This window comes from Klebsiella sp. P1CD1 (assembly GCF_003790505.1).
GTDB classification, from domain to species: domain Bacteria; phylum Pseudomonadota; class Gammaproteobacteria; order Enterobacterales; family Enterobacteriaceae; genus Klebsiella; species Klebsiella variicola.
Genome location: NZ_CP033631.1, coordinates 2222475 through 2248054, shown reverse-complemented (window position 1 = coordinate 2248054; position 25580 = coordinate 2222475). Strand labels below are relative to the sequence as shown.

The window sequence follows — 25580 nt, the reverse complement described above, 5'->3', positions numbered from 1 at the left end:
GGCATGATGCTGAGTCTGCAACGACGCGAGCATCGTCAGGCATGGGTGCTGTTAGCGCCCATGCTTATCGCGATGTTTATCCTCACCGCATGGCCGCTGGCGCGCACGCTGTGGCTGAGTTTTACCGATACCGCGCTGGCGGGAAGCGGCGAGGTGACCCACTACGTCTGGCTGGATAATTATCTTTATGCCCTGACCGACCCGGACTTTCGTGCGGCCTTCGCGCGAACGCTCTATTTCACCGTGGTCTCGGTGGCGATTGAGGGGGCGATCGGCGTACTGGTGGCGCTGTTGTTGAATCAGCGTTTTGTCGGGCGAAATGTCCTGCGGGTGCTGGTGATCCTGCCGTGGGCGTTGCCGACTATCGTCAACGCCATGATGTGGCGGCTTAACTTTAATCCCGACTACGGCAGCGTTAATGCTCTGCTCAGCCAGCTGGGGCTGATTGACAGCTATCGCAGCTGGCTGGGCTCGCCGGATTCTGCGCTGCACGCGGTGATGCTGGCGGATATCTGGAAAAACTACCCGCTGGTCACCCTGCTGGTGCTGGCCGCCCTGCAGTCTGTTCCCGAAGATCTGTACGAGGCGGCGCGGCTCGACGGCGCCTCGGCCTGGCGGCGTTTTCGCGCCATTACCTTTCCGGCCATTGTGGGTCCCCTTGGCGTCGCGCTGGTGCTACGCACCATCGATGCCTTCAAAGTGTTCGACATTATCTATGTTATGACCCGCGGCGGCCCGCTCGACAGTACCAAAACGTTGAGCTTTTTTGTCTATCAGGAGTCCTTCAGCTACCTGCGCGCCGGCAGCGGCGCGGCCTACGCCATGCTGATGAGCCTGATGTGCGCCGTGCTGATAGCCCTGTATCTGTTTTTGCTGCTGCGTCAGCGGCGCCGGAGTGTTGATGATGAAGCGTAAAGGGTACGTCGTACTGCGTTACCTGGCGGCGCTGGCGGTGGCGATCTCGATCCTCGCCCCGATGCTGTGGCTGTTTTTGATGAGCGTCAGCACCACCGCGGACCTCACCCGCGTCCCGCTGGAGTGGCTCCCGCGGCAGTGGGACTTCAGCCGCTATGGCCATCTGCTGTCGCTGGCCCCTGGCGAACCCGGGGCGCTGTTTCTTCCCGCGCTGGGCAACAGCCTGCTGGTGGCCGCCGGGGCGACGCTGGTGTCGTTGTTGCTGGCGATCCCCGCCGCCTTCAGCTTTTCGCGTTATCCCGGCCGCGACGGCTGGCTGTACGCCGGCCTCGGCATCTATATGGTGCCGCCCGTGGCCTTTGTGCTGCCGCTCTATTTTATTCTTGAACACTTTGGCCTGCTCAACACCCGCAGCGGGCTGGTGCTGGTCTACTGCTCGCTGATCGTGCCGTTTCTGACGTGGATGGTCAAAAACCAGTTCGATACCCTGCCGCAGGATATCGAACAGGCGGCCCGGCTTGACGGTCTGCGCATCTGGCAGGTCCTGCTGCGCATCACTCTACCGCTGGCGAAACCGATGCTTGGCGCCGCCGCGCTGTTCGGCTGGCTGCTGGCGTGGGACGAGTTTTTCTATGCGCTACTGTTCACCAGCAACCTCGCCGCCCAAACGCTGCCGGTGACCATCGCCGGCTTCACCGCCGGCCGCGCCACCGATGACGGGCTGGTGGCGGCGGTGGGCATACTGGCCTCAGTCCCTCCGCTGTTGATTGCTATCTGGCTGCAAAAAACGCTGGTCAGCGGCCTCACTAACGGGGGAAGTAAAGGATAACTATGGATAACACCAGGACACCTGTGCTCTATATCGTGGGCAATTACAATATTGACTTAGTGATGGGAACCCTGACCCACTGGCCTGCTCAGGGGACTGAGATGATGCTCGAGCACAGCGCGCTGCGGCCCGGCGGCTCTGCCGGCAACTGCGCGCTGGCCGCCGCCGCCATGCAGCTTCCGCACTGCACGGTCGGCTGTCAGGGCGACGACGCGTTTACTCCGTGGCTGGCGGCACAGTTTCCCGGCGGCAGCGCACGCTGGCCGCAGTATCCCTGTGAAACTTCGCTGACGGTGGCGATCACCCATCCCAACAAAGAGCGCTCCTTCCTCAGCAACCACGGACATATTACCCGCCTGACCGCCGGGGATGTGTTGAGCCAGCTGCCGGCCGCCGCTGGCGAGGGCGATATCGTGTTGCTCTGCGGTACCTTTCTCTGTACCGGGCTGCTGTCCGACTATCCGCAGCTGCTCGCCACGCTCCGCCAGCGCGGTTTTACCCTTGCCGTCGATACCGGCTGGCCGCCTCAGGGCTGGAGCGACCCGCTGCGTCATGAGGTCGACCGCTGGCTGGGCGACTGCGACTGGCTGTTGCTCAACGACGTTGAAACCCTGCAGCTGGCCGGCCACCCGACCCTCGCCGAAGCCGCCGCAGCCCTGGCGGCACGGCTCAGCGGCCGCGGCGGGTGCGTGGTAAAGCGCGGCGCCGACGGCGCGGACTGCTGGACGACCGACGGCCATCACCATGCGCCGACCCGGCCAGTCACCGTGATCGATACCATCGGCGCTGGCGACAGCTTTAACGCAGGATTCCTTGCCGCGCTGCTGAGCGGTAAACCTGCGGCAGCCGCGCTGCGCTGGGGAAATACCGTCGCCGCGCAGGCGATCGGCACCTCCCCGCGCCGCTATCCCGACTGGCATACCCTGCAACATCACCTTGAGGAGGCCACCGATGGCCAGTGTTGAACTGATCGATGTCGCCAAGCGCTACGGCAAACAGACGGTGCTCCAGCCGCTGGACCTCACCATCCCCGACGGCAGCTTTACCGTACTGGTGGGCCCTTCCGGCTGCGGCAAGTCGACCCTGCTGCGCCTGCTGGCCGGTCTCGAAACGCTTTCCGGCGGCACCATTCTGATGAACAAGCGGCCGGTCAACGATCTGGATCCGGCCGACCGCGATGTGGCGATGGTCTTTCAGAGCTACGCGCTCTACCCCCACCTGACGGTGGCGGAAAATCTCGCCTTTCATATGCAGGTCAAAAAGGTGGATAAGCAGTTACAGAAAAGCAAAGTGCAGCAGGTCGCCAGCCTGCTGGGGATTGATAAACTGCTGGCTCGCTATCCGCGAGCGCTCTCCGGCGGCCAGCGCCAGCGGGTGGCGATGGGCCGGGCCATGGTCAGAAACCCCCAGGTTTTCCTGTTCGATGAGCCGCTGTCGAACCTTGACGCCCAGCTGCGGATGGAGCTGCGCGCAGAGATCAAATCCCTTCACCAGCGCATCAATACCACCATGATCTATGTCACCCATGACCAGGTGGAGGCGATGACTCTGGCCGATCAGATTGTGGTGATGCGCGACGGGCAGATCGTCCAGCAGGGGGCGCCGCTGGCCATTTACGACCAGCCCTGCAATACCTTCGTCGCCCGCTTTATCGGCTCCCCGCCGATGAATCTCCTGCCCGGTCAGCGCGCCGTGCGCGACGGCCAGCCCGGCGTCGCCTGCGGCGCGCTGTGGTTTCCGCTGGCCGAACGCTGGCATCAGGCCGTGGCGCAGCAGGGCGATGCCCCGCTGATTGTCGGTCTGCGCCCGCAGGATATTCTGCCGGATGCGCATGGCGCGCCGGCAACGGTAAACATCATGGAGGTGACGGGGGAATCCACCCTGCTGCATCTCGACTGGCAGGGTTTTCCGGTGCATGTGCAGGTTGCCGGCAGGGTGGCGGTCGCGGCGCAGCAGACGCTGGGGCTGACTCTCCGCCGCGAAAACCTGCATCTGTTTGATGCCGCCAGCGGCGAGCGGCTGGCGGAGACGCGCTAAGGGCGAAGGGAGCCGGTCATCATCCGTGTGGCCGGGCTCCGGGCGAGGTCGTGTTCCAGGGCTACTCCTCTTCCCGCTCCGCTGGGGTCCAGGTCGGCAGCGTCTGGAAGGTGTGCAACAGCCCTTCGGACCACGCCTTGCGGATGCGGTTGAAGTAGGGATCGCTGTCGGTGATGCGATGCTGCCCGGCACTGCTCAGGCTGCCGCTGCGGTAGAGCAGCGTATCCAGCGGCAGGCCGACGGACAGATTACTGCGCAGCGTCGAGTCAATGGAGATCAACGCGCAGCACATCGCCTGCTCCAGCGGCGTATCGATGGTCAGCACCCGATCGATGATCGGCTTGCCGTACTTGCTTTCACCAATCTGGAAATAAGGTGTGTCGCGGGTGGCTTCAATAAAGTTGCCCTCCGGATAAATATGGAACAGACGATGGGTTTCGCCGGCGATCTGGCCGCCAAGCAGCAGGTTGCAGTTGAAGTTGGTGTTACTGCAGTTCTGCTGGTTGCTGCTGTCGCGCTGGATCACCTCCAGCAGCGTTTTACCGATCAGCATCGCGGCGTCGTAGAGGGAGGTGACCTGCATCAGATTCGGCTCCTGCTGGGTACGGATGCGCGCGCTGAGCAGGCTTATCACGCTCTGGGTGGTGGCCAGGTTGCCAGCGGATTGCAGCACCAGCACCCGTTCCCCCTCCTGATGGAAAACGTGCAGCTTTTTAAAAGTGGCAATATGGTCGACGCCCGCGTTGGTGCGGGAGTCGGAAGCAAACACCAGTCCATCCGCCAGGCACATGGCCACACAGTAGGTCATTGCGGTTTTTCCCGTATTATTGCTGCTGCGCCTGCTGGCTGTGTTCGCGCACTTCAGCGTTGGTTAACATAATCTCCCCGCCGCCGCCCAGCCGGGTGCCCCGTACCGGGCAGGCGTCGAGATAATCCAGCCCGGTCGCCAGCCGCAAATGCTGATTCAGGCGACGGGTATTATTGGTGATATCAAACGACAGCCAGCGGCCGTCGAGCCAGACTTCAGCCCAGGCGTGCATCGCCACATGCTGAGCGTTATCGCTGTAAACATAGCCGCTGACGTAGCGCGCCGGGATCTCCAGTGCGCGGCAGCAGGCCAGAAAAACATGGGTATGATCCTGGCACACTCCCTTCGCGCGGGCGAAGGCGTCGGCGGCGGAGTCCTGCACCTGGGTCGCGCCGGGGGAGTATGGCATTCTTAACAGCAGATCCGCCATCAGTTGATTCAGACTTTCTTCCGCCGCATCGGGACGATAGAGGCGCTGGGCAAACTCACGGATCGCCGTATCGGCGCGGGTTAGCGGCGTACAGCGCAGAAAAACCAGCGGCGACAGCAGCTCGGCCTCTTCATCACGCGTCTCCTCCCCTTCATCGGCGATATCGACAATCCCGCTGGCGCGGATAGTGATCTCCTTGTGCGGGTTATCCAGCGTCAGCACATGCAGCACATTGCCCCAGCCGTCGGTAGTGGTCACCGCCGCCCCGTCCGGCAGGGTTAGCGTCCAGGCGGTGATGGTCTGCCGGCCGGTACTGCGCGGCGTCAGGCGCAGATACTGGGTGGAAAACTTCACTTCTTCATCGTAGCCATAGCGGGTGAGATGATCGATGACCAGTTTCATAAGGCCTCCAGATAGGTTTGTCTGATGCTGTCGGACAGCGCGTTAATTCTCGCCAGCAGGCCGTTAAGGGTGGTCTGCAGGTCCGCCTGCGCCAGGTCGTCGCGGGTGCTGAAGCGCAGGTCAACGTTGAGCTGATGGGCCAGGCGCAGCGGTTGATAGGAGCGATCGTTGGCGATCTTCTCCAGCTCGCCGACCAGATCGGCAATGCTGGCGCGCAGCGAACGCGGAATATCGTTACGCAGGATCAGCAGCTCCATCACCGTTTCGCGACTGACTGGCTGGCGATAGAGGCTGTTGTAGGCTTCGCGGGCGCTGACCGCATTGAGCAAGGTATCCAGTCGATAGTATTCCCGCACCGGATCCGGGTCGTTGGTCAGTTGTTGATCCTTAATCAGCAGCAGCTGGGTGGTGGCGAAGGCGCGCTCTATCAGCGTGCCGATGCCGATAAAGCTCAGCGCGTCGTTGCGCAGCAGCGTGCCAATCACCGCCCCGCGAAACAGATGCACCCGCTCTTTCACCCACTCGAAAAAGCCGTCGCTGCCGAGTTCGCCCTGCCCCTGCTGGCGCAGGGTTCGCAGCTCGATTCGGGTGGCGTTGATGCTCTCCCACACCTCGGCCGACAGACTGCCGCGCACCGCGTGCGCATTGTTCCACGCCATCTCCACGCAGCTGTAAATACTGCAGGGGTTGTTGCCATCGAGGGCAAAGAAGTTGAGCAGGTTGCTCATGGTAAAGCGGGCGTGGCGCGCCTGAAACAGCTCGTGGGTCATCGACAAATTCAGCGGCAGCGCCAGATCCCGCGACTGCTGGCTGTGCCGGGGGATCATCGATAATTTCCAGGTCACGTCCAGTACCCGGGCGTAGCTTTCCGCCCGCTCGAGATAGCGGGCCATCCAGAACAATTCACTCGCCGTACGACTTAGCATGATGCGTCATCCTCCATCACCCAGGTATCCTTGGTTCCGCCGCCCTGCGACGAATTGACCACCAGCGACCCTTCGGTCAGCGCCACGCGGGTCAGGCCGCCGGGCACCAGCCGCATCTCCTGCCCGGACAGCACGTAGGGCCGTAAATCGATATGTCGCGGCGACAGACCTTCATCAACGAAGGTGGGGCAGGTCGACAGCGCGAGGGTGTCCTGGGCGATATAGTTGGCCGGATTGGCCTGCAGGCGCTGGCGGAAGGCCTCTCGCTCCTCTTTAGTCGAACGCGGGCCAACCAGCATGCCGTAACCCCCGGCGCCATGGACCTCCTTGACCACCATCAGCTCAAGGTTACTCAGCACATAGCGCAGGTCCTCTGCTTTCCGGCACTGCCAGGTGGGGATATTGCTGAGGATCGGCTGTTCGCCGAGGTAAAAGCGGATCATTTCCGGAACGTACGGGTAGATTGATTTGTCGTCGGCGACGCCGGTGCCGATAGCGTTGGCCAGCACCACGCCGCCGGCGCGATAGACTGACAGCAGCCCCGGTACGCCGAGCATGGAATCGGCGCGGAAGGCCAGCGGGTCGAGCCAGGCGTCGTCGATGCGGCGATAAATCACATCCACTCGCCGCGGCCCCTCGGTGGTCCGCATATACACCGCGCCGTTCTTAATGAACAGGTCGGCGCTCTCCACCAGCTCGACCCCCATCTGCTGCGCCAGGAAGCTGTGCTCAAAGTAGGCGCTGTTGAAGCGCCCCGGGGTCATCACCACGACGCAAGGGTCATCCACCAGCGAGCTTTCGCGCAGGGTCTGCAGGAGGTAGCTCGGGTAACGCTCCACTGGCGCAATGTGATGCTGCTCGAACATCTCCGGATAGAGGCGCATCATCATCTTACGGTTTTCGAGCATGTAGGAGACGCCGGACGGCGTACGCAGGTTATCCTCCAGCACGTAGTATTGACCGTCGTTATTGCGCACCATATCGACGCCGGTGATATGGGCATAGGTGTTGTTTGGCAGGTTGATGCCCTGCATGCACGGCTGATACTGCTCGTTGGCCAACACCTGCTCGGCCGGGATCAGCCCCGCGCGCAGAATATTCTGCTCATGATAGATGTCATAGAGGAAGGCGTTGAGCGCTTTCACCCGCTGGCGAATGCCGCGGTCAATGCGCTGCCACTCCCCGGCGGGTATGATCCGCGGCACGCTATCAAACGGGATCAGCCGCTCGGTTCCCTCATCCTCGCCGTACACGTTAAAGGTGATGCCGATACGGTGAAAAAGCAGTTCCGCTTGCGCTTTTTTCTGCCGGATAGAGAATTGATCGGTGTTGCGAAACCATTGCCACCAGGCATTATAGTGCGGCCGCTGTTCACCCTGCGCGGTCAGCATCTCGTCATAATAATGCCCGTCAGGTAGCGTAATTTTAATCATGGCTATCCCCTCCGGTTGTACTCACTTTGTGGTAATCCCGGTAAGAGATAAGCATTAATTATGCCAGGTCATCTACCGCCGCGGCGTTGTGCAAATCTGTTCTGACCCGCCGTCTGATTGTGCAAAAAATCGCCAGAACAGCCGCCCGCGCCCGGCTGCGGTTGCACCGTCGTGAGGCAGCGCTACGATTTTTGCGCCATCGTGGACGCCAGCGCCTTCAGCCAGGCGGCATAGGCCTTGGGCCAGGCGGTCGTCGGCGTTCCCGGGCGCCCCATACCAAAGCCATGGCCACCGCGGGTATAGCGGAAAAGCTGCACAGGAACCTGATGCTGGCGGCAGGCGTCAGCCATCAACAGCGTATTGTGCGGATTGGAAATCGGATCGTCCTGCGCCTGTACCAGAAAACAGGGCGGTGTGGCCGTTGTCACCCAGGTTTGTACCGACCAGGCGCGGTCGGCCGCCTCGCTCGCCTGCGGCCCCACCAGCAGACGATGGGTCGCCGTATGGCTCCAGGGCGGCAGGAGCGTGATCACCGGATAGATCAGCGCGGCGCCGTCGGCGGTGGCGGGCTGGTGGTCCAGCGCATCCTCCGGCGGGTAGCTGGCAAACGCCGGCCGACAGGCGGCCATCCCCAGCAGATGTCCCCCCGCCGAAAAACCGAGCACGCTGACCTGCGATTCCCGGGCGCGGATCAGCCGCAGGGCCCGCTGCGCATCCTGCAGCGGCGCCAGCGCACCGGCCTGCCAGCCCTCCCCCGGCAAGCGGTAGCTCAGCACATAGGCGGTATAGCCGTGCGCCGTCAGCCAGTGCGCCGCAGGCCAGGCCTCACTGCCCATCTCGATCCGCTGGTATCCGCCGCCGGCCGCCACCAGCACTCCGTGGCCAGTGGCCCGGGCGGGTTGCCAGACCGTCAGCACAGGACGAGGGATATGGCTCAGCGCACCGCGGGCGGATAACCGAGCCTCGCCCCCCGGCCCGCCTCCCCCCGGCGGTTGATCCGACCACAGCGGCAGCGTCAGCGCCGGAGCAGTGGCCGCCGCGCCCCGCACCGCAGACAGCGCAGCGGCGCTAAACAGCAGAAATTGACGTCGATTCATGACTGGCTCCCGGGCGCGTTGGCTTGCCTGTAAACCTAACCGCTTTGCTGGTGGTTATATCAGAAAACCTGGCAGGTAAATCCTCTGTTTTCGCGCAAAATGTTACCCCTGACACGCGCAGCGGCAGATATTCGTCTAAGGTTTCTGGATGGCCAAACGTCGTGGCCCGCAGTCGATAATGATAAGGAGAACTCCCCATGACGAGTACTGATGCACATCGTCCCGCTGCTTTGCCCTGTACCCTGCGCCTGGCGATCGGCGGCGCCCTGCTCGCCCTGATGAGCCTGAATGTCCAGGCGGAAGACGGCAAAACCGCGCCGCCCCCCTCGCCGGATATTCTGCTGGGCCCGTTGTTCAATGATGTCCAGAGCGCGAAGCTCTTTGCCGATCAAAAAACCTTCGCCGACGCGATCCCTAACAGCGATCCGCTGATGATCCTTGCCGATTACCGGATGCAGAAAAACCAGGCCAGCTTTGACCTGCGCCACTTCGTCGAGCTGAACTTCACGCTGCCGAAAGAAAATGACACCTATGTGCCGCCTAAAGGGCAAACCCTGCGTCAACATATCGATGGCCTGTGGCCGGTCCTGACCCGCAGCACCGTCGAGGTGGAAAAATGGGACTCGCTGCTGCCGCTGCCTAAGCCCTACGTGGTCCCCGGAGGACGCTTTCGCGAAGTCTATTACTGGGACAGCTATTTCACCATGCTGGGTCTTGCCGAAAGCGGTCACTGGGATAAAGTCGAAGATATGGTCGCCAACTTCGCCGCGGAAATTGACACCTGGGGCCATATCCCCAACGGCAACCGCACCTATTACCTCAGCCGTTCGCAGCCCCCCTTCTTCTCCTTTATGGTGAGCCTGCTGGCGACGCACGATGGCGACCAGGTACTGAAAACCTACCAGCCGCAGCTGGAGAAGGAGTATCGCTACTGGATGGCCGGAGCGGACGCGCTGGCCCCCGGCAGCGCTGACAAACGGGCGGTGCGGATGGCGGACGGCGCGCTGCTCAACCGCTACTGGGACGATAACGACACCCCGCGCCCCGAGTCCTGGCTTGACGACGTCAAAACCGCCAAAAGCAACCCGAATCGTCCGGCAACCGAGATCTATCGCGACCTGCGCTCCGCCGCCGCCTCCGGCTGGGATTTCAGCTCCCGCTGGATGGATAATCCGCAGCAGCTCGCCACCATTCGCACCACCTCGATTGTCCCGGTCGATCTCAATGCCCTGATGTTCCATCTGGAGAAAACCCTCGCCCGCGCCAGCAAGGCATCCGGGGACAGCGCCGGCGCTACGCAGTACGATGCGCTGGCTAATGCCCGCCAGCAGGCCATCGAGAAATATCTGTGGAATGATAAAGAGGGATGGTACGCCGATTACGATCTGAAAACCCGCAAGGTGCGCAATCAGCTGACCGCGGCGGCGCTGTTCCCGCTGTACGTCAATGCGGCGTCACGCGAGCGGGCGACGAAAGTGGCCGCCGCCGCTGAGTCGCGGCTGCTCAAACCCGGCGGGCTGACCACCACCACCGTCAACAGCGGTCAGCAGTGGGACGCCCCGAACGGCTGGGCGCCGCTGCAGTGGGTGGCGGTCGAGGGCCTGCAAAACTACGGCCAACAAAAGATCGCCATGGAGGTCAGCTGGCGCTTCCTGAGCAACGTTCAGCATACCTATGACAGCAAGCAAAAGCTGGTGGAGAAGTATGACGTAAGCTCGACCGGGACCGGCGGCGGCGGTGGCGAATATCCGCTACAGGATGGCTTTGGCTGGACCAACGGTGTCACCCTGAAGATGCTGGATCTGATCTGCCCGCAGGAGAACCCCTGCGATGCCCTGCCCGCCACGCGCCCGGCGGCGGCCCCTTCCGCGCAGAGCAAGCCAGCCGCCAACGACCCCGCACCGGTGGCAGCGCAAAAAACCGGCGCCTGACGCTTTTCACGCACCCCCTACCAAATTCGGTAGGGGGTAGTCGTCTCCCTGCTGACAACGTCCCCGTGCAGCCCCGCTCTGCGGCCCGCGTGAAGCATGTCACTCCCCCCATCGCCCTGAACCGGTCACCTTTCGCTTGATCACATAAATACAAACAATAATAATTCGCATTACTTTTTAACGAACAATGACAGATTCGTTTTTCCCGCGGCGGCGTACAGGAGTACCAGACCGCGTTGGTTCAGGATGATCTTATGAACGTGGCTATTTTCCGAAAACGCCCGAGGCTGCTGTACGCCCTCGTGGTCGCCCTTCCCCTCACCGCGCAAGCTGAAGAGACCGTGGTGGTCACTGCCAGCCCGCCGGCGTCCGCCAGCGCGCCGACTGAAGGCTACAGCGCCAGCACTTCTCTCGGGGCGACGAAAACCGACCAGCCGTTAATCACCACCGCCCAGTCGGTATCGGTGGTCACCCGCCAGCAGATGGCGGACCAGGGGGCGAATACCATCAGCCAGGCGCTGGAATATACCCCGGGGGTCTACTCCAGCTTCGGCGGCGGCGCGACCCGGTTCGACGCTATCTCCCTGCGCGGCTACCACGGCGGCGACGTCGATAACCTGTTCCTCGACGGTATGCGCCTGATGAGCGACGGCGGCAGCCATAACGTTGTGCAAATCGACCCGTGGTTTATCGAACGGGTCGATGTGATCCGCGGCCCCTCCTCCGCGCTCTACGGGCAGAGCGTGCCGGGCGGCGTGGTCAACCTGACCTCCAAACGCCCGCAGTTTAGCCAGCAGGGCCACGTCCGCCTGACCGGCGGTACGCAAAATACCAAAGGCGCGGCCTTCGATTACACCGACGCCATCAACGAGCAGTGGGCATGGCGGCTGATCGGGATGACCCGCAGCAGCGACACGCAGTATGACCATACCCGCGAAGAGCGCTACGCGATTTCGCCTTCCCTGCTATGGCAGCCGGACAGCGACACCTCGCTGCTGCTGCGCGCCTATCTGCAAAAAGATCCTTCCGGCGGCTACCACGGCTCTTTGCCGCTGGATGGCACCCGCTACGCGCATAATGGTCGTAAGCTCTCCCCCAGCACCAACGAGGGCGATCCGGGAGATGGCTATCAGCGCCGCCAGCAGATCTACAGCTATGAGTTTGACCACCAGTTCACCGACGTCTGGTCGGTCTATTCCGCCGGGAGCTACACCCACACCAACGTCTCCCTCGATCAGGTCTACCAGGTCGGCTGGATAGATGACAGCGACATGCTGACCCGCGGCTACAGCGGTTCGCGCGGTTCGCTGGACGGCTGGTCGACCGATAACCGCCTGCGCGCCGATTTCAATACTGGCGACCTGGCGCATACCCTGATCCTCGGCGCCGAATATCATCGCTTCCGCAACGATCTGTGGACCGGCGCCGGCGGTGCGGCGCCGCTAAACCCGTTTACCGGCTATACCGCGCAGACCGGGCATACCGTCACCTACAGCGATGACAATCATCGCCGCTACTACCAGACCGGGCTGTATCTGCAGGATGAGATGGTCTGGAACCGCTGGCATGTGGATGTTTCCGCACGCTACGACCGCATCGTTTCCCAGCAGGTCAGCGATACCTTCGGCACCTCAAACCGCCGTTCAGACGACCATATCAGCGGCCGCGCCTCGCTGTTGTACGCCCTGGATAATGGCCTTTCGCCTTATCTGAGCTACAGCCAGGCGATCACCCCGGCGATGCTGCCGGGCGCGGACGGCAAACCGCTGAAACCGACCACCGCCGAGCAGGTCGAAGCCGGTCTGAAGTTCCAGCCGCCGGGCAGCCGCGACCTCTATAGCATTGCAATTTACGACCTGACGCAAAAGGATGTCGCCACCCGCGACCCGAACATCGCCACCGCCACCTATATTCCGGCGGGTAAGGTCCATTCCCAGGGCGTTGAGCTGGAAGCACACCACCAGATCACCCCGCAGCTGAGTACTATCGCCTCGTATACCTGGAATCGTCTGCGCTTCCAGGACACCAGGGACGGTACCGATAACAACACGCCGCAGCTGACCCCGGATCAGATGGCCTCCTTCTGGGCGCGCTATCAGTTCCCGGCGGGGATCTCGGTGGGCGCTGGCGTCCGCTACATCGGCAAACAGTGGGCGGATGATGCCAACACCGCGCGGCTGCCGTCGGTCACGCTGATGGATGCCATGATGCGGGCCGACCTCGGTGTCTGGTCGCCAACGCTGAAAGGCGCTTATGTGCAGGTTAACGCCAACAATATCGGCGACCGCGAGTATATTTCCGGCTGCTACGGCACCGGCAACTGCTACTGGGGAGCAGAGCGCAGCGTCATGGCCACCGTGGGCTACGACTTTTAACTGACCGCAGCAATATAAGCCTCCGGCCATGACGTCGGAGGCTTTCATGAAGACTTTTATCTCGCTTTTATTGCTGAAATTAACTTAAAAATGCCACCCCATTATTTCACTTGCCCCCCGCGGATGAGAAAGCTTACTATGCTGGCGCAAACCGGTTATAGCGCTCACAAGGAATAAAAGTGAACCCCGTCATTAGCTATATTGCCAATTTACATCCGTTATCATTTATGGGTTATTATGTATTATCCACCACAGTGATATATATTCTGCTGAATATCATTATTGCGAAGACCCGCCCTGCTGGAAATACCACCGCCGTCCCGGCGCCCTATTCTATCTCCCCCTCTTTTTTAGCCTGGCTACGTCATCGCGCCACCCGCGTCATTCAGCTGGCCATGTTCCGGCTGTTAAGAAAAAACTATGTCACCCTCATCCATTCTGCTGAAGATATTCAGCTCTGCGCCAATCAGCAGTATGCCGAATGCAAAATGACCTGCGTGGAAAAAATACTGTTTGACCATTTCGCTACGCCAAAATCCTGTCACCAGGATCTCCCGCTTTCTCTGCACGTCGCTGAACAAAACCACTGGGCTACCGATCCCCACTGCAGTGGGCTACGGCTAAGCCCAACGCACCAAACGTGGAACATGATAGTGATTGCCGCCCCCTCCCTGCTGTTAATCGCTGTGCTCGTCTGGAAAACACTATTTGATCATCAGGCGATAATTCACTCCAGCGTATTGAGCTGGCTGGTGATGTTTATGGTTTCCGGACTGTGGTGGCTGTGGCTATTATGCATCACCTTAAATGCCACCCGGCTCGACCGGGAGGGGATCGCTATTAATATTCTTCACCACTATATTGATACCCTGAAAGAGACGCTTATTGCTGACGCAGATACCCTGACCGATGAAAACGCCGATTATTGCGTGGCGATTGGTACAACCACCCTGCTTCCCGAAAGATTTGCTGAATATGTAAAAATCATCAACCTTATTCAGTATCCCTTTTGTCTGCAGCGCCTGGATTAACGAGGGGACAGTATGTGGAATTTTATGATGCATCTGCATCCACTGCTGTTTCTTGGCGGATTTATGTTTATCGTCCCGGGTATCTATATTGCTATCGGTACGACGATCGTCGTGACACGGCCAGCGGCTCAGCCCCAGCCGCACGCGACGGAGGTCAGTCCATGGCTGCTGGCCTGGCTGACCGGAGAAGGGACCCGGGTGATCCAGCTGGCGATGTTCAGCTTACTCAGTAAAAAGTATCTGTGGATCCCGGAGGCCGGGCAGGTTTTGGCCAACGGACGCTATGCAAACCAGGAAATGAACGTCATTGAAAGAATACTGTTTGACCATTTTGAGGTGCGAAAGCCGTGTCATGAAGATCTGCCCTGCAGCCTGAGTATTGCCGGACGTAACCTCTGGCAGGAACAGATAGCGAGCGCGGGCTTAGCCTTAAGTCCGCTGCGCCGCGGGTGTAATATGCTGGCCATCAGCATCCCTTCGCTCGCCCTCGGCATTATCGTTTTCAGTAAGACCTTTATCTGGCTCGACTTCACCGCGTACAGCATCTTTAGTTGCCTGCTCATGCCCACGGGTTGCGTTTTGTGGGGCGGGTTATGGATAGAAGCCATTAGCAAAACCATTCGTCTCGATATCTGCGGCATCTCACATCATGACGCCCATGCCTGCATCGATGCGTTACGAGAAGCGTTAGCGCTGAAAGGCGATCAGGAAGATGACGCGACAGCCATGCTCTGCGTGGCGGTGAACGGCCCAGGATCCCTTCCCGAGCGCTACCGGGACTATAAAACGCTCATTGCGCCGATGAGCGCTATCTCCTCGCTGCGTACCGAGGATTAGGCGAGTGAGAAGCACTCACCCCGCCAGGTCAGCGGGGTGAGCGTAGGCCTACATGGCGTCCAGCGCTTTCTGCAGTTTCCAGATATAGCGCGGCGCCTGCGGTGCCGGGTGTTTTTTCACCACATGCTCGAAGAACTCATCGGCGTCGAGATCGTTAATCTCATCGATGGCGTCCTGGCGATCCGACGAGAAGGTGCGCAGCAGGGCGCCGGCACCGTTGGCATAGGAGACCACCACCGCGTAGCGCATCACCTGCGGGTCTTTGATCCCCGCCAGCGGACCGTTCTCCAGAATGCTCAGATAGGCGGCCCCCATCGAGATATTACGTTCCGGGTTTTTCAGCTCACTGACCGACGGCTCGCCGCGCCAGCCCATCCGCCGGTAGACATCGCGTCCGGAGGTCGACGGCTTGAGCTGCATCAGCCCGACGGCGCCGGATTTACTCACCACCGCAGGGTTACCGCCCGACTCGATGGCGATGATCGCCGTGATCAGCTGCGGGTCCACGCCCCAGGCGGCGCCGGCTTTTTCACTGATCGGCATCCACTGCATCGCCCGCTTCACCGGGACCTCGGGGTTCCACGGCGGGTTAGTGTAATCATGTTTCGAACTACAACCGGCCAGAAAAACGACTAAAATAAGCAACCATCTCAATTTCACACATCTATCCTTATCTACCCAAACGCCATCATGCTGCAGAACGACGGCAGCGGTACGTCCCCCGCCGGCCGACAACCTGAAGGATGACGGGTGCGGACTGAAGTTAGCCACCTGGAGATGACAATCGCCATTCCAGGCGGCATCATAACCCTTTCATTCATAGCAAGGAATTATCATGTCTCAGTTTTATCTGGTCGCGCCATCGGGTTATTGCATCAACCAGCAGGCGGCAGCCCGCGGCGTCGAGCGTCTGCAGCAGGCCGGACATGAGGTGGCCCACCAGCAGGTCATTCCCCGCCGGCAGCAGCGTTTCGCCGGGACTGAACAGGAGCGCCTGGCCGATATTAACCAGCTGGCCCAGCTGCCCGGGCGCAACCGTATCGTCCTCGCGGTGCGCGGCGGCTACGGCGCCAGTCGCCTGCTGCCGCATATCGACTGGCAGGGACTGATTGCCCGCCAGCAGCGCGACCCGCTGCTGATTTGCGGCCACAGCGATTTCACTGCTATCCAGTCGGGCCTGCTGGCTACGGGCAACGTCATCACCTTCAGCGGGCCAATGCTCGCGGGCAACTTCGGCGCGGAGACCCTCGATCCGTTTACCGAGCACCATTTCTGGCAGGCGCTACGCCAGGCGGAATTTACCCTCGAATGGCCGGGCGAAGGGCCGAACTGCCAGGTAGAAGGCACCCTGTGGGGGGGAAATCTGGCGATGCTGACCTCGCTTATCGGCACGCCGTGGCTACCGGCGATCCGCGACGGCATCCTGGTGGTGGAGGATATCAACGAACACCCGTTCCGCGTCGAGCGCATGCTGCTTCAGCTGCTGCATAGCGGCGTGCTGGCGGCGCAGAAAGCAGTGATCTTCGGCAGCTTCACCGGCAGCGCGCCAAACGACTATGACGCGGGGTACGATTTGCCGCAGGTCTTTGATTACCTGCGCCAGCAGCTTTCCCTGCCGTTGATTAGCGGACTGGAGTTTGGCCACGAGCAGCGCACGGTGACCCTGCCGCTGGGCGCCCGCGCGCGACTGGTGAATCAGGCAGCTACCACCACTCTGACGATCAGCGGCCACCCGGTGCTGACAGAATAAATTTCCCGGACGCATAGGCGGATCCCCTGCGAATTGTTAAAATAGTGTCACTTTTAGCCATTTTTTCACGCCAGTCAGGGAGTACGTGAACATTGGACGCCGCTGCGGTCATTAGTCTGTTTATTCTGGGTTCTGTTTTAGTAACCTGCAGTATCTTATTGAGCTCCTTTTCTTCGCGCCTTGGCATCCCGATTCTGGTCATCTTTCTGGCCATCGGGATGCTGGCAGGCATTGACGGCATCGGTGGCATCCCCTTCGACAACTACCCCTTCGCCTATATGGTGAGTAACCTGGCGCTGGCGGTGATCCTGCTGGACGGCGGGATGCGCACCCAGGCCAGCTCCTTTCGCGTCGCACTATGGCCCGCGCTATCGCTGGCGACGGTCGGGGTACTGATCACCTCGGCGCTGACCGGGATGATGGCGGCCTGGCTGTTCAAGCTGGATATGATCGAAGGCCTGCTGATCGGCGCCATTGTCGGCTCCACCGACGCTGCGGCGGTTTTCTCGCTGCTCGGCGGCAAGGGGCTCAACGAACGCGTCGGCTCAACGCTGGAGATTGAGTCAGGCAGTAACGACCCGATGGCCGTCTTCCTGACCATCACCCTGATCGAAATGATCCAGCAGCACCAGACCGGCCTCAGCTGGATGTTCGCCGTGCATATCATCCAGCAGTTTGGTCTCGGGATCGCCATCGGCCTCGGCGGCGGCTACCTGCTGCTGCAGATGATTAACCGCATCGTGCTGCCCGCCGGGCTCTATCCACTGCTGGCGCTGAGCGGCGGGATCATGATTTTTGCCGTCACCACCACCCTCGACGGCAGCGGTATCCTTGCCGTCTATCTCTGCGGCTTTCTGCTGGGCAACCGGCCGATCCGCAACCGACACGGTATCCTGCAGAACTTCGACGGCCTGGCGTGGCTGGCGCAGATCGCCATGTTCCTGGTGCTGGGCCTGCTGGTGACGCCCTCCGACCTGCTGCCGATCGCCATCCCGGCGCTGCTGCTGTCGATGTGGATGATTTTCATTGCCCGCCCGCTGTCGGTGTTTGCCGGCCTGCTGCCGTTTCGCGGCTTTAACCTGCGCGAACGGGTGTTTATCAGCTGGGTTGGCCTGCGCGGCGCGGTGCCCATCATTCTCGCGGTGTTCCCGATGATGGCCGGGCTGGACAACGCCCGCTTGTTCTTCAATGTCGCCTTCTTCGTGGTGCTGGTGTCGCTGCTGCTGCAGGGCACTTCGCTGTCGTGGGCGGCGAAGAAAGCCAAAGTGGTGGTGCCGCCCATCAGCTGGCCCATCTCCCGCGTCGGGCTGGATATTCACCCGGAAAACCCGTGGGAGCAGTTTGTCTATCAGCTGGGCGCCGATAAGTGGTGCATCGGCGCGGCGCTGCGCGATCTGCATATGCCGCCGGAGACGCGGATTGCGGCACTGTTTCGCAACAATGCCCTGCTGCACCCCACCGGCAGCACCCGCCTGCGGGAAGGCGATATCCTGTGCGTCATTGGTCGGGAGCACGACCTGCCGGCGCTGGGCAAAATGTTCAGCCAGTCGCCGCCGGTGGCGCTCGATCAGCGCTTTTTCGGCGACTTTATTCTTGATGCCGAGGCCCGCTTCGCCGATGTGGCGCAAATCTACGGCCTCGATGGCGGAGAGGAGTTCCGCGAGCATCAGCAGTCGCTCGGGGAAGTGGTGCAGCAGCTGTTGGGCGCCGCGCCGGTGGTGGGCGACCAGGTGGAGTTCGCCGGGATGGTGTGGACGGTGGCGGAAAAAGAGAACGATCACGTGCTGAAGGTCGGGGTGCGGGTCGCGGAAGACGAGGCGGAGTGATCCGCCCCGGAATAGGTTACAGGGTCACAACCGGCACCCGCGGCGCCAGGGCGCACATCAGCTCATAGCCGACGGTGCCGCTGCTGGCCGCCACGTCGTCGATTTTAATCTCTTTGCCCCACAGCTCGACCGGCGCGCCGATCCCGGCCTGCGGACAAGGCGTTAAATCGACCGCCAGCATATCCATCGATACGCGTCCAACGGTAGTGGTGCGTACGCCATCCACCAGCACCGGCGTGCCGCTCGGCGCCACCCGCGGATAGCCATCGGCATAGCCGCAGGCGACGATGCCGATCCGCTGCTCCTGGCTGGTGCGGTACAGGCCGCCATAGCCAATCGCCTCGCCGGGGCGCAGGTTCTGCACGCCGATGACTTCGCTGCGCAGCGTCATGACCGGCTTCAGCCCGGTGTTCGCGATGTCCTGCCACTGCCCGGAAGGCGACGCGCCATACAGCACGATGCCCGGACGCACCCAGTCAAAATGCGCTTCCGGATGCCAGAGGGTCGCCGCCGAGTTGGCCAGCGAGCGCGGGCAATCCAGCCCCTCCGCCGCCTGTTCGATACGGCGCATCGGCTCGACAATCCCCTGCGGGTTCTCCGCCTCCGCGAAGTGCGACATCAGCGTCATTTCGCCGACGTTGCTTATCGCCCGCAGCTGCTGCCAGACGGTATGCACCCGCTCCGGCATAAAGCCCAGCCGGTTCATACCGCTGTTCACCTTGAGATAGATATCCAGCGGCGCGCGCAGCTTCGCCTGCTGCAGCGCCTTAATCTGCCAGTTGCTGTGGACGCTGGTGGTTAAGCGATATTGATCGAGCACCGCCAGCTCATCGGCATGGAAGAAGCCCTCCAGCAGCAGGATCGGACCTTTCCAGCCCTGCTCGCGCAGCAGGATCGCCTCTTCCAGGTTGAGCAAGGCGAAACCATCCGCCCCGCTTAACGCACTCCATACGCGCGCCACGCCGTGGCCGTAGGCGTTGGCTTTGACCACCGCCCACAGGCGCGACCCAGGGGCCGCGCGACGCACTATCTGTAAATTCTGCCGCAAGGCCAGCAGGTCGATGCTGGCCACTACCGGACGGGTCATGCAAGCTCCTTAGTTGTGTGCGCCATGCAGATGCTGCGGACGCGCCGGGGTGAACCCGGGGCTGTAGCGGGCGACCGCCAGATCGTCGTAAGGGATCGCCGGCGTGCGCCCGGAGATCAGATCGCTGATAAGCTGCCCGGAGCCGCAGGCCATGGTCCAGCCAAGCGTGCCGTGGCCGGTGTTGAGCCACAGATTTTTATACGCCGTGCGGCCGACCACCGGCGTGCCGTCCGGTGTCATCGGCCGCAGGCCGGTCCAGAACGTCGCCTGCTCCACGTGGCCGCCGCGCGGGAACAGATCGCGCACCACCATCTCCAGGGTTTCGCGACGCGGCTGCAGCAGCGCTTTGTTAAAACCGACGATCTCGGCCATGCCGCCGACGCGAATGCGCTGATCGAAGCGGGTAATAGCGATTTTGTATGTTTCATCAAGGATAGTGGAAACCGGCGCGCCGTCCTCCTGGGCAATCGGAATGGTCAATGAGTAGCCTTTCAGGGGATAGACCGGTATATCCACCAGCCCTTTAAGCATCGCCGTTGAGTAGGAGCCGAAGGCCATCACATAGGCATCGCCCTTGATAATCTCATCGCCGCATTTCACCCCGGCAATGCGATCGCCCTCCTGTAGCAGGGCGTCCACTGCGGTGTTGAAGCGGAAAGTGACCCCGGCCTGTTCCGCCATTGCCGCCAGCCGGGTGGTAAACAGCTGGCAGTCGCCGGTTTCATCATTGGGCAGGCGCAGGCCGCCGGTCAGTTTATGGCTGACTTCCGCCAGCGCCGGCTCCACCTCCGCCAGCCGCTTCGCTTCCAGCAGCTGGTACGGCACGCCGGCGTCTTCCAGCACCGCGATGTCGCGGGTGGCATTTTCATACTGTTTGGCGGTCCGGAACAGCTGCAGCGTCCCGCCCTGACGCCCTTCATACTGAATGCCGGTGGTGTCGCGCAGCGCTTTCAGGCAGTCGCGGCTGTACTCCGCCAGGCGCACCATACGGCCTTTGTTCTCCATATAGTGGCGGGTGTCGCAGTTACGCAGCATCTGCCACATCCACTTCAGCTGGAACGACGTGCCGTCAAGACCGATCGCCAGCGGCGCATGGCGCTGAAACATCCATTTGATCGCCTTCAGCGGCACCCCCGGCGCCGCCCAGGGCGCCGCATAGCCGGGAGAAATCTGCCCGGCGTTGGCCGCGCTGGTCTCCTCTGCCGGACCAGGCTGACGGTCGATAACCGTCACCTCATGACCCGCCTGACTCAAATACCACGCGCTGGCTACCCCAACCACCCCACTTCCCAGTATGACGACACGCATAGCGACTCCGTAACAGTTAAAGAACAATCATCTAATTACAAATTGATAACTCAGTTGAAAATATTATTCAACATACGCTTTATTTATGGTGACTTAACTCACAGCAAACCGCACCAGCCCTGCGCTGCGAGATTTACGATCTCATGCTGCGCTTTATTTTTACCCAGCATTAAATTCTGTAAATAAGCGCAAAAAACGGCTTTGAGATGGGGAAATCGCGAAGAAAAGAAATTGTCTGACGATACAGTTTGCCATCCGGTGTTCTATGCTTGTTTAGAGGTTTTCCGTTCAGAGAAAACCAACAACAACGAGGGCGCGCTAATGGCTACGATTGACTCCATGAACAGGGACACCACCCGTTTAAGCGATGGACCCGACTGGACGTTCGAGTTACTGGAGACCTACCTGGCCGAAGTGGACCGGGTCGCCAAGCTCTATCGTCTTGACACCTACCCGCACCAGATCGAAGTCATTACTTCCGAGCAGATGATGGACGCCTACTCCAGCGTCGGCATGCCCATCAACTATCCGCACTGGTCGTTCGGCAAGAAATTCATTGAGACCGAGCAGGCCTATAAGCACGGCCAGCAGGGCCTGGCGTATGAGATAGTCATCAACTCCAACCCCTGTATCGCCTACCTGATGGAAGAAAACACCATCACCATGCAGGCGCTGGTCATGGCGCACGCCTGCTATGGGCACAACTCATTCTTTAAAAATAACTATCTGTTTCGCAGCTGGACCGACGCCAGCTCGATCATCGATTACCTGATCTTCGCCCGCAAATACATTACCGAGTGTGAAGAGCGCTATGGCGTCGACGAAGTGGAGAAACTCCTCGACTCCTGCCACGCGCTGATGAACTACGGCGTCGACCGCTATAAACGTCCGCAAAAAATCTCCTTGCAGGAGGAGAAAGCGCGGCAGAAAAGCCGGGAAGAGTATCTGCAAAGCCAGGTGAATATGCTGTGGCGCACTCTGCCGAAGCGCGAGGAAGAAAAAGCGATTGAGTCCGCCCGTCGCTACCCTTCCGAACCGCAGGAGAACCTGCTGTACTTTATGGAGAAGAACGCCCCGCTGCTCGAATCGTGGCAGCGCGAGATCCTGCGCATCGTGCGTAAAGTCAGCCAGTATTTCTACCCGCAGAAACAGACCCAGGTGATGAACGAGGGGTGGGCGACCTTCTGGCACTACACCATCCTCAACCATCTCTATGATGAAGGGAAAGTGACGGAGCGCTTTATGCTGGAGTTTCTCCATAGTCACACTAACGTGGTGTTCCAGCCGCCGTACAACAGTCCGTGGTATAGCGGGATTAACCCCTACGCGCTGGGCTTCGCCATGTTCCAGGACATCAAGCGCATCTGTCAGTCGCCCACCGAAGAGGACAAGTACTGGTTCCCGGATATCGCCGGTTCTGACTGGCTGGAAACATTGCATTTCGCGATGCGTGATTTCAAGGACGAGAGCTTTATCAGCCAGTTCCTGTCGCCGAAGATCATGCGCGATTTCCGCTTCTTTACCGTGCTCGACGACGATCACAACAATTATCTTGAGATCTCAGCGATTCACAACGAAGAGGGCTATCGCGAGATCCGCAACAAGCTCTCGGCGCAGTATAACCTCAGCAATCTTGAGCCGAACATCCAGGTGTGGAACGTTGACCTGCGCGGCGACCGCTCGCTGACCTTGCGCTATGTGCCGCACAATCGCGTCCCACTGGACAAAGGCCGGCGCGAAGTGCTGAAACATGTGCATCGTCTGTGGGGATTCGATGTGCTGCTGGAGCAGCAGAACGCCGACGGCAGCATTGAGCTGCTGGACCGCTGCCCGGCGCGCCCGAACGCGCTATAACATTGCGGGACGATGAAAACGACGAAGGGGGCCACTGGCCCCCTTATTGTGTTTATCGATCGCCAATATCCGGCTTAACGCATATTCATGGCTAAATCGCCGGGCAGCGATTTCTGCATCCGATGCCAGATCTCCCCGCTGTCATGGCCGTAGCGACGGACCAGCTCATACACCTGATCGTGCAGACCGCCTTCGCACACCTTCGCCAGCTGATGATAAAAGCCCAGCGCCAGGCTGCGCGCTTCCGGACTGGAGAAATAGTGGCGGCCGATGCGGGTATACAGCCCCTTCATGCCGTTGAGGATCAGGCCGTAAATCGGGTTGCCGGAGGCAAACGCCAGACCACGGAAAATGTTGTAATCGAGGTCGGCAAAGGCGTCGGCGTGATCTTCCACTTCCCGGGCGCTGTCCAGTACCGTCAGCGCTTTATCCGGATGCTGACGGAACGCGGTGCGAATAAAAATCGTGGAAATATTGGTGCGCACGGAGAGCAGGTTATCAATCAGTTGCGGCACGCTGTCGTGATCGAGGCGCGCCAGCGTTTCGAGAATATTCAGCCCGGAGGTCTCCCAGAAGTTATTCACTTTGGTGGGCTTGCCATGCTGAATGGTCAACCAGCCGTCACGCGCCAGACGCTGCAACACTTCGCGCAGAGTGGTGCGGGTGACACCGATCAGCTCAGAAAGCTCGCGTTCAGCGGGGAGAATCGATCCAGGTGGGAAGCGGTTATTCCAGATGCTCTCAATGATATACTCTTCCGCGAAACCCGCAGGGCTCTGCGCCTTAATGACCATAATAATATTTCCATTACACATTGTTGCAATTGCACTCATCATACCAGAGCCGCTATAGCGCAGATAGCATCGCAAGTGAATTAAAAAGGGATCGCTGTTTCATTTTCCGTTTTTACTTTGCGCTTTTCCTTATCTCCCGTCACCACCGCCGCGGTGCGAAGAAAGTTGCTTCTCATTTTGCTCAACTGATACTCTTGCCAATAGTTACGCACAAAATCATGTACTAATTGACGGGGAAGGATTCTGTCGTGGAAATTTCATATGGCCGCGCGCTGTGGCGCAATTTTCTTGGCCAGTCGCCGGACTGGTACAAGCTGGCATTAATCATTTTCTTAATCGTAAACCCGCTGGTGTTTGCCGTGGCGCCGTTTGTCGCCGGCTGGCTGCTGGTGGTTGAGTTTATCTTTACCCTCGCCATGGCGCTGAAGTGCTACCCGCTGCTGCCGGGCGGCCTGTTGGCGATTGAAGCGCTGCTGATCGGCATGACCAGCCCGGCGCATGTGCGGGAAGAGATCGCCGGCAACCTTGAAGTGCTGCTCCTGCTGATCTTCATGGTCGCGGGCATCTACTTCATGAAACAACTGCTGCTGTTCGTCTTCACGCGCCTGCTGCTGGGGATCCGCAGCAAGATGCTGCTGTCGCTGGCCTTCTGCCTGGCGGCCGCTTTCCTCTCCGCCTTTCTCGATGCGCTTACCGTGGTGGCGGTGGTGATTAGCGTCGCCGTTGGGTTCTACGGCATCTACCACCGCGTCGCTTCAGCTCGCCCTGATGATAACGATCTGCTGGACGACAGCCATATCGAGCAGCACTACCGCGAGGTGCTGGAGCAATTCCGCGGCTTTCTGCGCAGCCTGATGATGCACGCCGGCGTCGGGACCGCCCTCGGCGGAGTCATGACCATGGTTGGCGAACCGCAAAACCTGATTATCGCCAAAGCGGCGGGCTGGCATTTTGGCGAGTTCTTTATCCGCATGGCGCCCGTCACCGTGCCGGTGATGGTGTGTGGGCTGTTGACCTGCCTGCTGGTCGAAAAGTATCGCCTGTTTGGCTACGGTGAACCGCTGCCGCCCACGGTACGGAAGGTGCTGCAGGACTTTGACGACCGCAGCCGCGCCCAGCGCAGCCGTCAGGAGCAGCTGCGGCTGCTGGCCCAGGCGGTGATTGGTGTCTGGCTGATCGTCGCCCTCGCCTTTCATCTGGCCGAAGTCGGGCTCATTGGCCTGTCGGTGATCATCCTCGCCACCACGTTTTCCGGGGTGACTGATGAGCACGCCATTGGCAAGGCGTTCACCGAGGCGCTGCCCTTCACCGCGCTGCTGACGGTGTTCTTTGCCATTGTGGCGGTGATCATCGACCAGCAGCTGTTCACCCCGGTCATTGAGTTTGTGCTGCAGGCCTCGCCGCACGCGCAGCTGTCGCTCTTTTACCTGTTTAACGGCCTGCTGTCGTCCATTTCGGATAACGTTTTTGTCGGCACGGTCTACATTAACGAAGCGAAAACCGCCCTCGAACATGGCGTTATCAGCCTGCCGCAGTTTGAGATGCTGGCGGTGGCGATCAATACCGGCACCAACCTGCCGTCGGTCGCCACGCCCAACGGCCAGGCGGCATTCCTGTTCCTGCTGACCTCCGCGCTGGCGCCGCTTATCCGACTCTCCTATGGCCGCATGGTATGGATGGCGCTGCCCTACACTCTCGTACTGACGCTGGTCGGCCTGCTGTGCGTCGAGTTCACCTTGATGCCGGTCACCAACTGGCTGCTGGCGCACGGCTGGGTGACCACGCCCACGCTGCCCTGACCCGATCCTGGCCCGGATCCATCCGGGCCATTCAATAACCCGTTACGTAATATTTTCTGCCGGGCCGCTGGCGTCGGTTCGGTTTTCGTTTACACTGCCATGATTTAGCAT

General features: G+C 60.6%; 21 protein-coding genes and 1 pseudogene. 12 read left to right on the top strand and 10 right to left on the bottom strand.

The genetic code is table 11. The features are described 5' to 3' along the window. The first annotated feature begins 6 nt into the window (after positions 1-6). From DTA24_RS11265 to DTA24_RS11250, 4 genes are read left to right on the top strand one after another with little or no spacing between them, the layout of a single operon-like run. The gene (locus tag DTA24_RS11265; protein WP_039103943.1) at positions 7-915 is read left to right on the top strand and encodes a carbohydrate ABC transporter permease; all 909 of its coding nucleotides are present in this window, start codon (positions 7-9) and stop codon (positions 913-915) included. Next, positions 905-1744 carry a carbohydrate ABC transporter permease gene (locus tag DTA24_RS11260; RefSeq protein WP_039104315.1) on the top strand — a complete coding sequence of 280 codons (840 nt, stop codon included), beginning with the start codon at positions 905-907 and terminating at the stop codon, positions 1742-1744. The genes DTA24_RS11265 and DTA24_RS11260 overlap by 11 nt, the downstream gene beginning before the upstream one ends. 2 nt (positions 1745-1746) lie before the next feature. Beyond that, positions 1747-2709 carry a carbohydrate kinase family protein gene (locus DTA24_RS11255; RefSeq protein ID WP_032733257.1) on the top strand — a complete coding sequence of 321 codons (963 nt, stop codon included), beginning with the start codon at positions 1747-1749 and terminating at the stop codon, positions 2707-2709. After that, positions 2696-3781 (top strand): ABC transporter ATP-binding protein, encoded by a 1086-nt coding sequence (locus DTA24_RS11250; protein ID WP_008804321.1) that lies wholly within the window; start codon positions 2696-2698, stop codon positions 3779-3781. Before DTA24_RS11255 ends, DTA24_RS11250 begins: the two co-directional genes overlap by 14 nt. Before the next feature lie 61 nt (positions 3782-3842). Here DTA24_RS11250 and DTA24_RS11245 read toward each other — a convergent pair whose 3' ends face one another. The 5 genes from DTA24_RS11245 to DTA24_RS11225 form a co-directional block, all read right to left on the bottom strand. Then, the gene (locus DTA24_RS11245; protein ID WP_008804320.1) at positions 3843-4589 is read right to left on the bottom strand and encodes a proteasome-type protease; all 747 of its coding nucleotides are present in this window, start codon (positions 4587-4589) and stop codon (positions 3843-3845) included. A gap of 16 nt (positions 4590-4605) precedes the next feature. Next, positions 4606-5421, bottom strand: a complete 816-nt coding sequence (locus tag DTA24_RS11240) for a transglutaminase family protein (protein ID WP_008804319.1) — start codon at positions 5419-5421, stop codon at positions 4606-4608. Continuing rightward, positions 5418-6347, bottom strand: coding sequence for an alpha-E domain-containing protein (locus tag DTA24_RS11235; protein ID WP_123836825.1), 930 nt, complete (start codon positions 6345-6347; stop codon positions 5418-5420). The genes DTA24_RS11240 and DTA24_RS11235 overlap by 4 nt, the downstream gene beginning before the upstream one ends. Then, on the bottom strand, positions 6341-7780 hold the full coding sequence (locus DTA24_RS11230; protein WP_096834267.1) for a circularly permuted type 2 ATP-grasp protein: 1440 nt from the start codon (positions 7778-7780) through the stop codon (positions 6341-6343). The genes DTA24_RS11235 and DTA24_RS11230 overlap by 7 nt, the downstream gene beginning before the upstream one ends. A 182-nt stretch (positions 7781-7962) precedes the next feature. Then, positions 7963-8877, bottom strand: a complete 915-nt coding sequence (locus DTA24_RS11225; RefSeq protein WP_039103945.1) for an alpha/beta hydrolase — start codon at positions 8875-8877, stop codon at positions 7963-7965. A 197-nt stretch (positions 8878-9074) separates the two neighbouring features. On the opposite strand from DTA24_RS11225, the gene DTA24_RS11215 reads away from it, so the two are divergent. The 4 genes from DTA24_RS11215 to DTA24_RS11200 all read left to right on the top strand — a co-directional run bounded on the left by DTA24_RS11215 (position 9075) and on the right by DTA24_RS11200 (position 15051). Next, entirely contained in the window at positions 9075-10808 is a 1734-nt protein-coding gene (locus DTA24_RS11215; RefSeq protein ID WP_046881628.1) for an alpha,alpha-trehalase, read from the top strand. Between the two features lie 254 nt (positions 10809-11062). Continuing rightward, positions 11063-13183, top strand: coding sequence for a TonB-dependent siderophore receptor (locus DTA24_RS11210; RefSeq protein ID WP_043875075.1), 2121 nt, complete (start codon positions 11063-11065; stop codon positions 13181-13183). Between the two features lie 179 nt (positions 13184-13362). Beyond that, positions 13363-14214 carry a hypothetical protein gene (locus DTA24_RS11205; RefSeq protein WP_023297864.1) on the top strand — a complete coding sequence of 284 codons (852 nt, stop codon included), beginning with the start codon at positions 13363-13365 and terminating at the stop codon, positions 14212-14214. Positions 14215-14226: 12 nt separating this feature from the next. Next, entirely contained in the window at positions 14227-15051 is an 825-nt protein-coding gene (locus tag DTA24_RS11200; RefSeq protein ID WP_023297865.1) for a TIGR04222 domain-containing membrane protein, read from the top strand. A 48-nt stretch (positions 15052-15099) separates the two neighbouring features. Here DTA24_RS11200 and emtA read toward each other — a convergent pair whose 3' ends face one another. Beyond that, positions 15100-15711: a membrane-bound lytic murein transglycosylase EmtA gene (gene emtA / locus DTA24_RS11195; protein WP_008804313.1), complete on the bottom strand. Its 612-nt coding sequence runs from the start codon at positions 15709-15711 to the stop codon at positions 15100-15102. A gap of 175 nt (positions 15712-15886) precedes the next feature. On the opposite strand from emtA, the gene ldcA reads away from it, so the two are divergent. Both ldcA and DTA24_RS11185 read left to right on the top strand, forming a co-directional pair. Next, the gene (gene ldcA / locus DTA24_RS11190) at positions 15887-16801 is read left to right on the top strand and encodes a muramoyltetrapeptide carboxypeptidase (RefSeq protein ID WP_008804312.1); all 915 of its coding nucleotides are present in this window, start codon (positions 15887-15889) and stop codon (positions 16799-16801) included. Between the two features lie 92 nt (positions 16802-16893). Continuing rightward, on the top strand, positions 16894-18627 hold the full coding sequence (locus DTA24_RS11185) for a potassium/proton antiporter (RefSeq protein WP_008804311.1): 1734 nt from the start codon (positions 16894-16896) through the stop codon (positions 18625-18627). 16 nt (positions 18628-18643) lie between these two features. Here DTA24_RS11185 and dadX read toward each other — a convergent pair whose 3' ends face one another. The 3 genes and pseudogenes from dadX to DTA24_RS28095 all read right to left on the bottom strand — a co-directional run. Continuing rightward, positions 18644-19714, bottom strand: a complete 1071-nt coding sequence (gene dadX, locus DTA24_RS11180) for a catabolic alanine racemase DadX (protein ID WP_012541279.1) — start codon at positions 19712-19714, stop codon at positions 18644-18646. A 9-nt stretch (positions 19715-19723) separates the two neighbouring features. After that, the gene (locus DTA24_RS11175; RefSeq protein WP_008804309.1) at positions 19724-21022 is read right to left on the bottom strand and encodes a D-amino acid dehydrogenase; all 1299 of its coding nucleotides are present in this window, start codon (positions 21020-21022) and stop codon (positions 19724-19726) included. Between the two features lie 98 nt (positions 21023-21120). Then, positions 21121-21255: pseudogene (locus DTA24_RS28095) on the bottom strand (hypothetical protein); the annotation flags it as partial. Between the two features lie 88 nt (positions 21256-21343). On the opposite strand from DTA24_RS28095, the gene DTA24_RS11170 reads away from it, so the two are divergent. Further along, on the top strand, positions 21344-22876 hold the full coding sequence (locus DTA24_RS11170) for a SpoVR family protein (RefSeq protein WP_004203310.1): 1533 nt from the start codon (positions 21344-21346) through the stop codon (positions 22874-22876). Positions 22877-22950: 74 nt separating this feature from the next. Here the strand turns inward: DTA24_RS11170 and fadR are convergent, their stop codons facing one another. After that, positions 22951-23670, bottom strand: coding sequence for a fatty acid metabolism transcriptional regulator FadR (gene fadR / locus DTA24_RS11165; protein ID WP_022065917.1), 720 nt, complete (start codon positions 23668-23670; stop codon positions 22951-22953). 248 nt (positions 23671-23918) lie between these two features. Here fadR and nhaB point away from each other — a divergent pair, with 248 nt between their 5' ends. Next, positions 23919-25469 (top strand): sodium/proton antiporter NhaB, encoded by a 1551-nt coding sequence (nhaB, locus tag DTA24_RS11160; RefSeq protein WP_012541276.1) that lies wholly within the window; start codon positions 23919-23921, stop codon positions 25467-25469. The last annotated feature ends 111 nt before the right edge of the window (positions 25470-25580 follow it).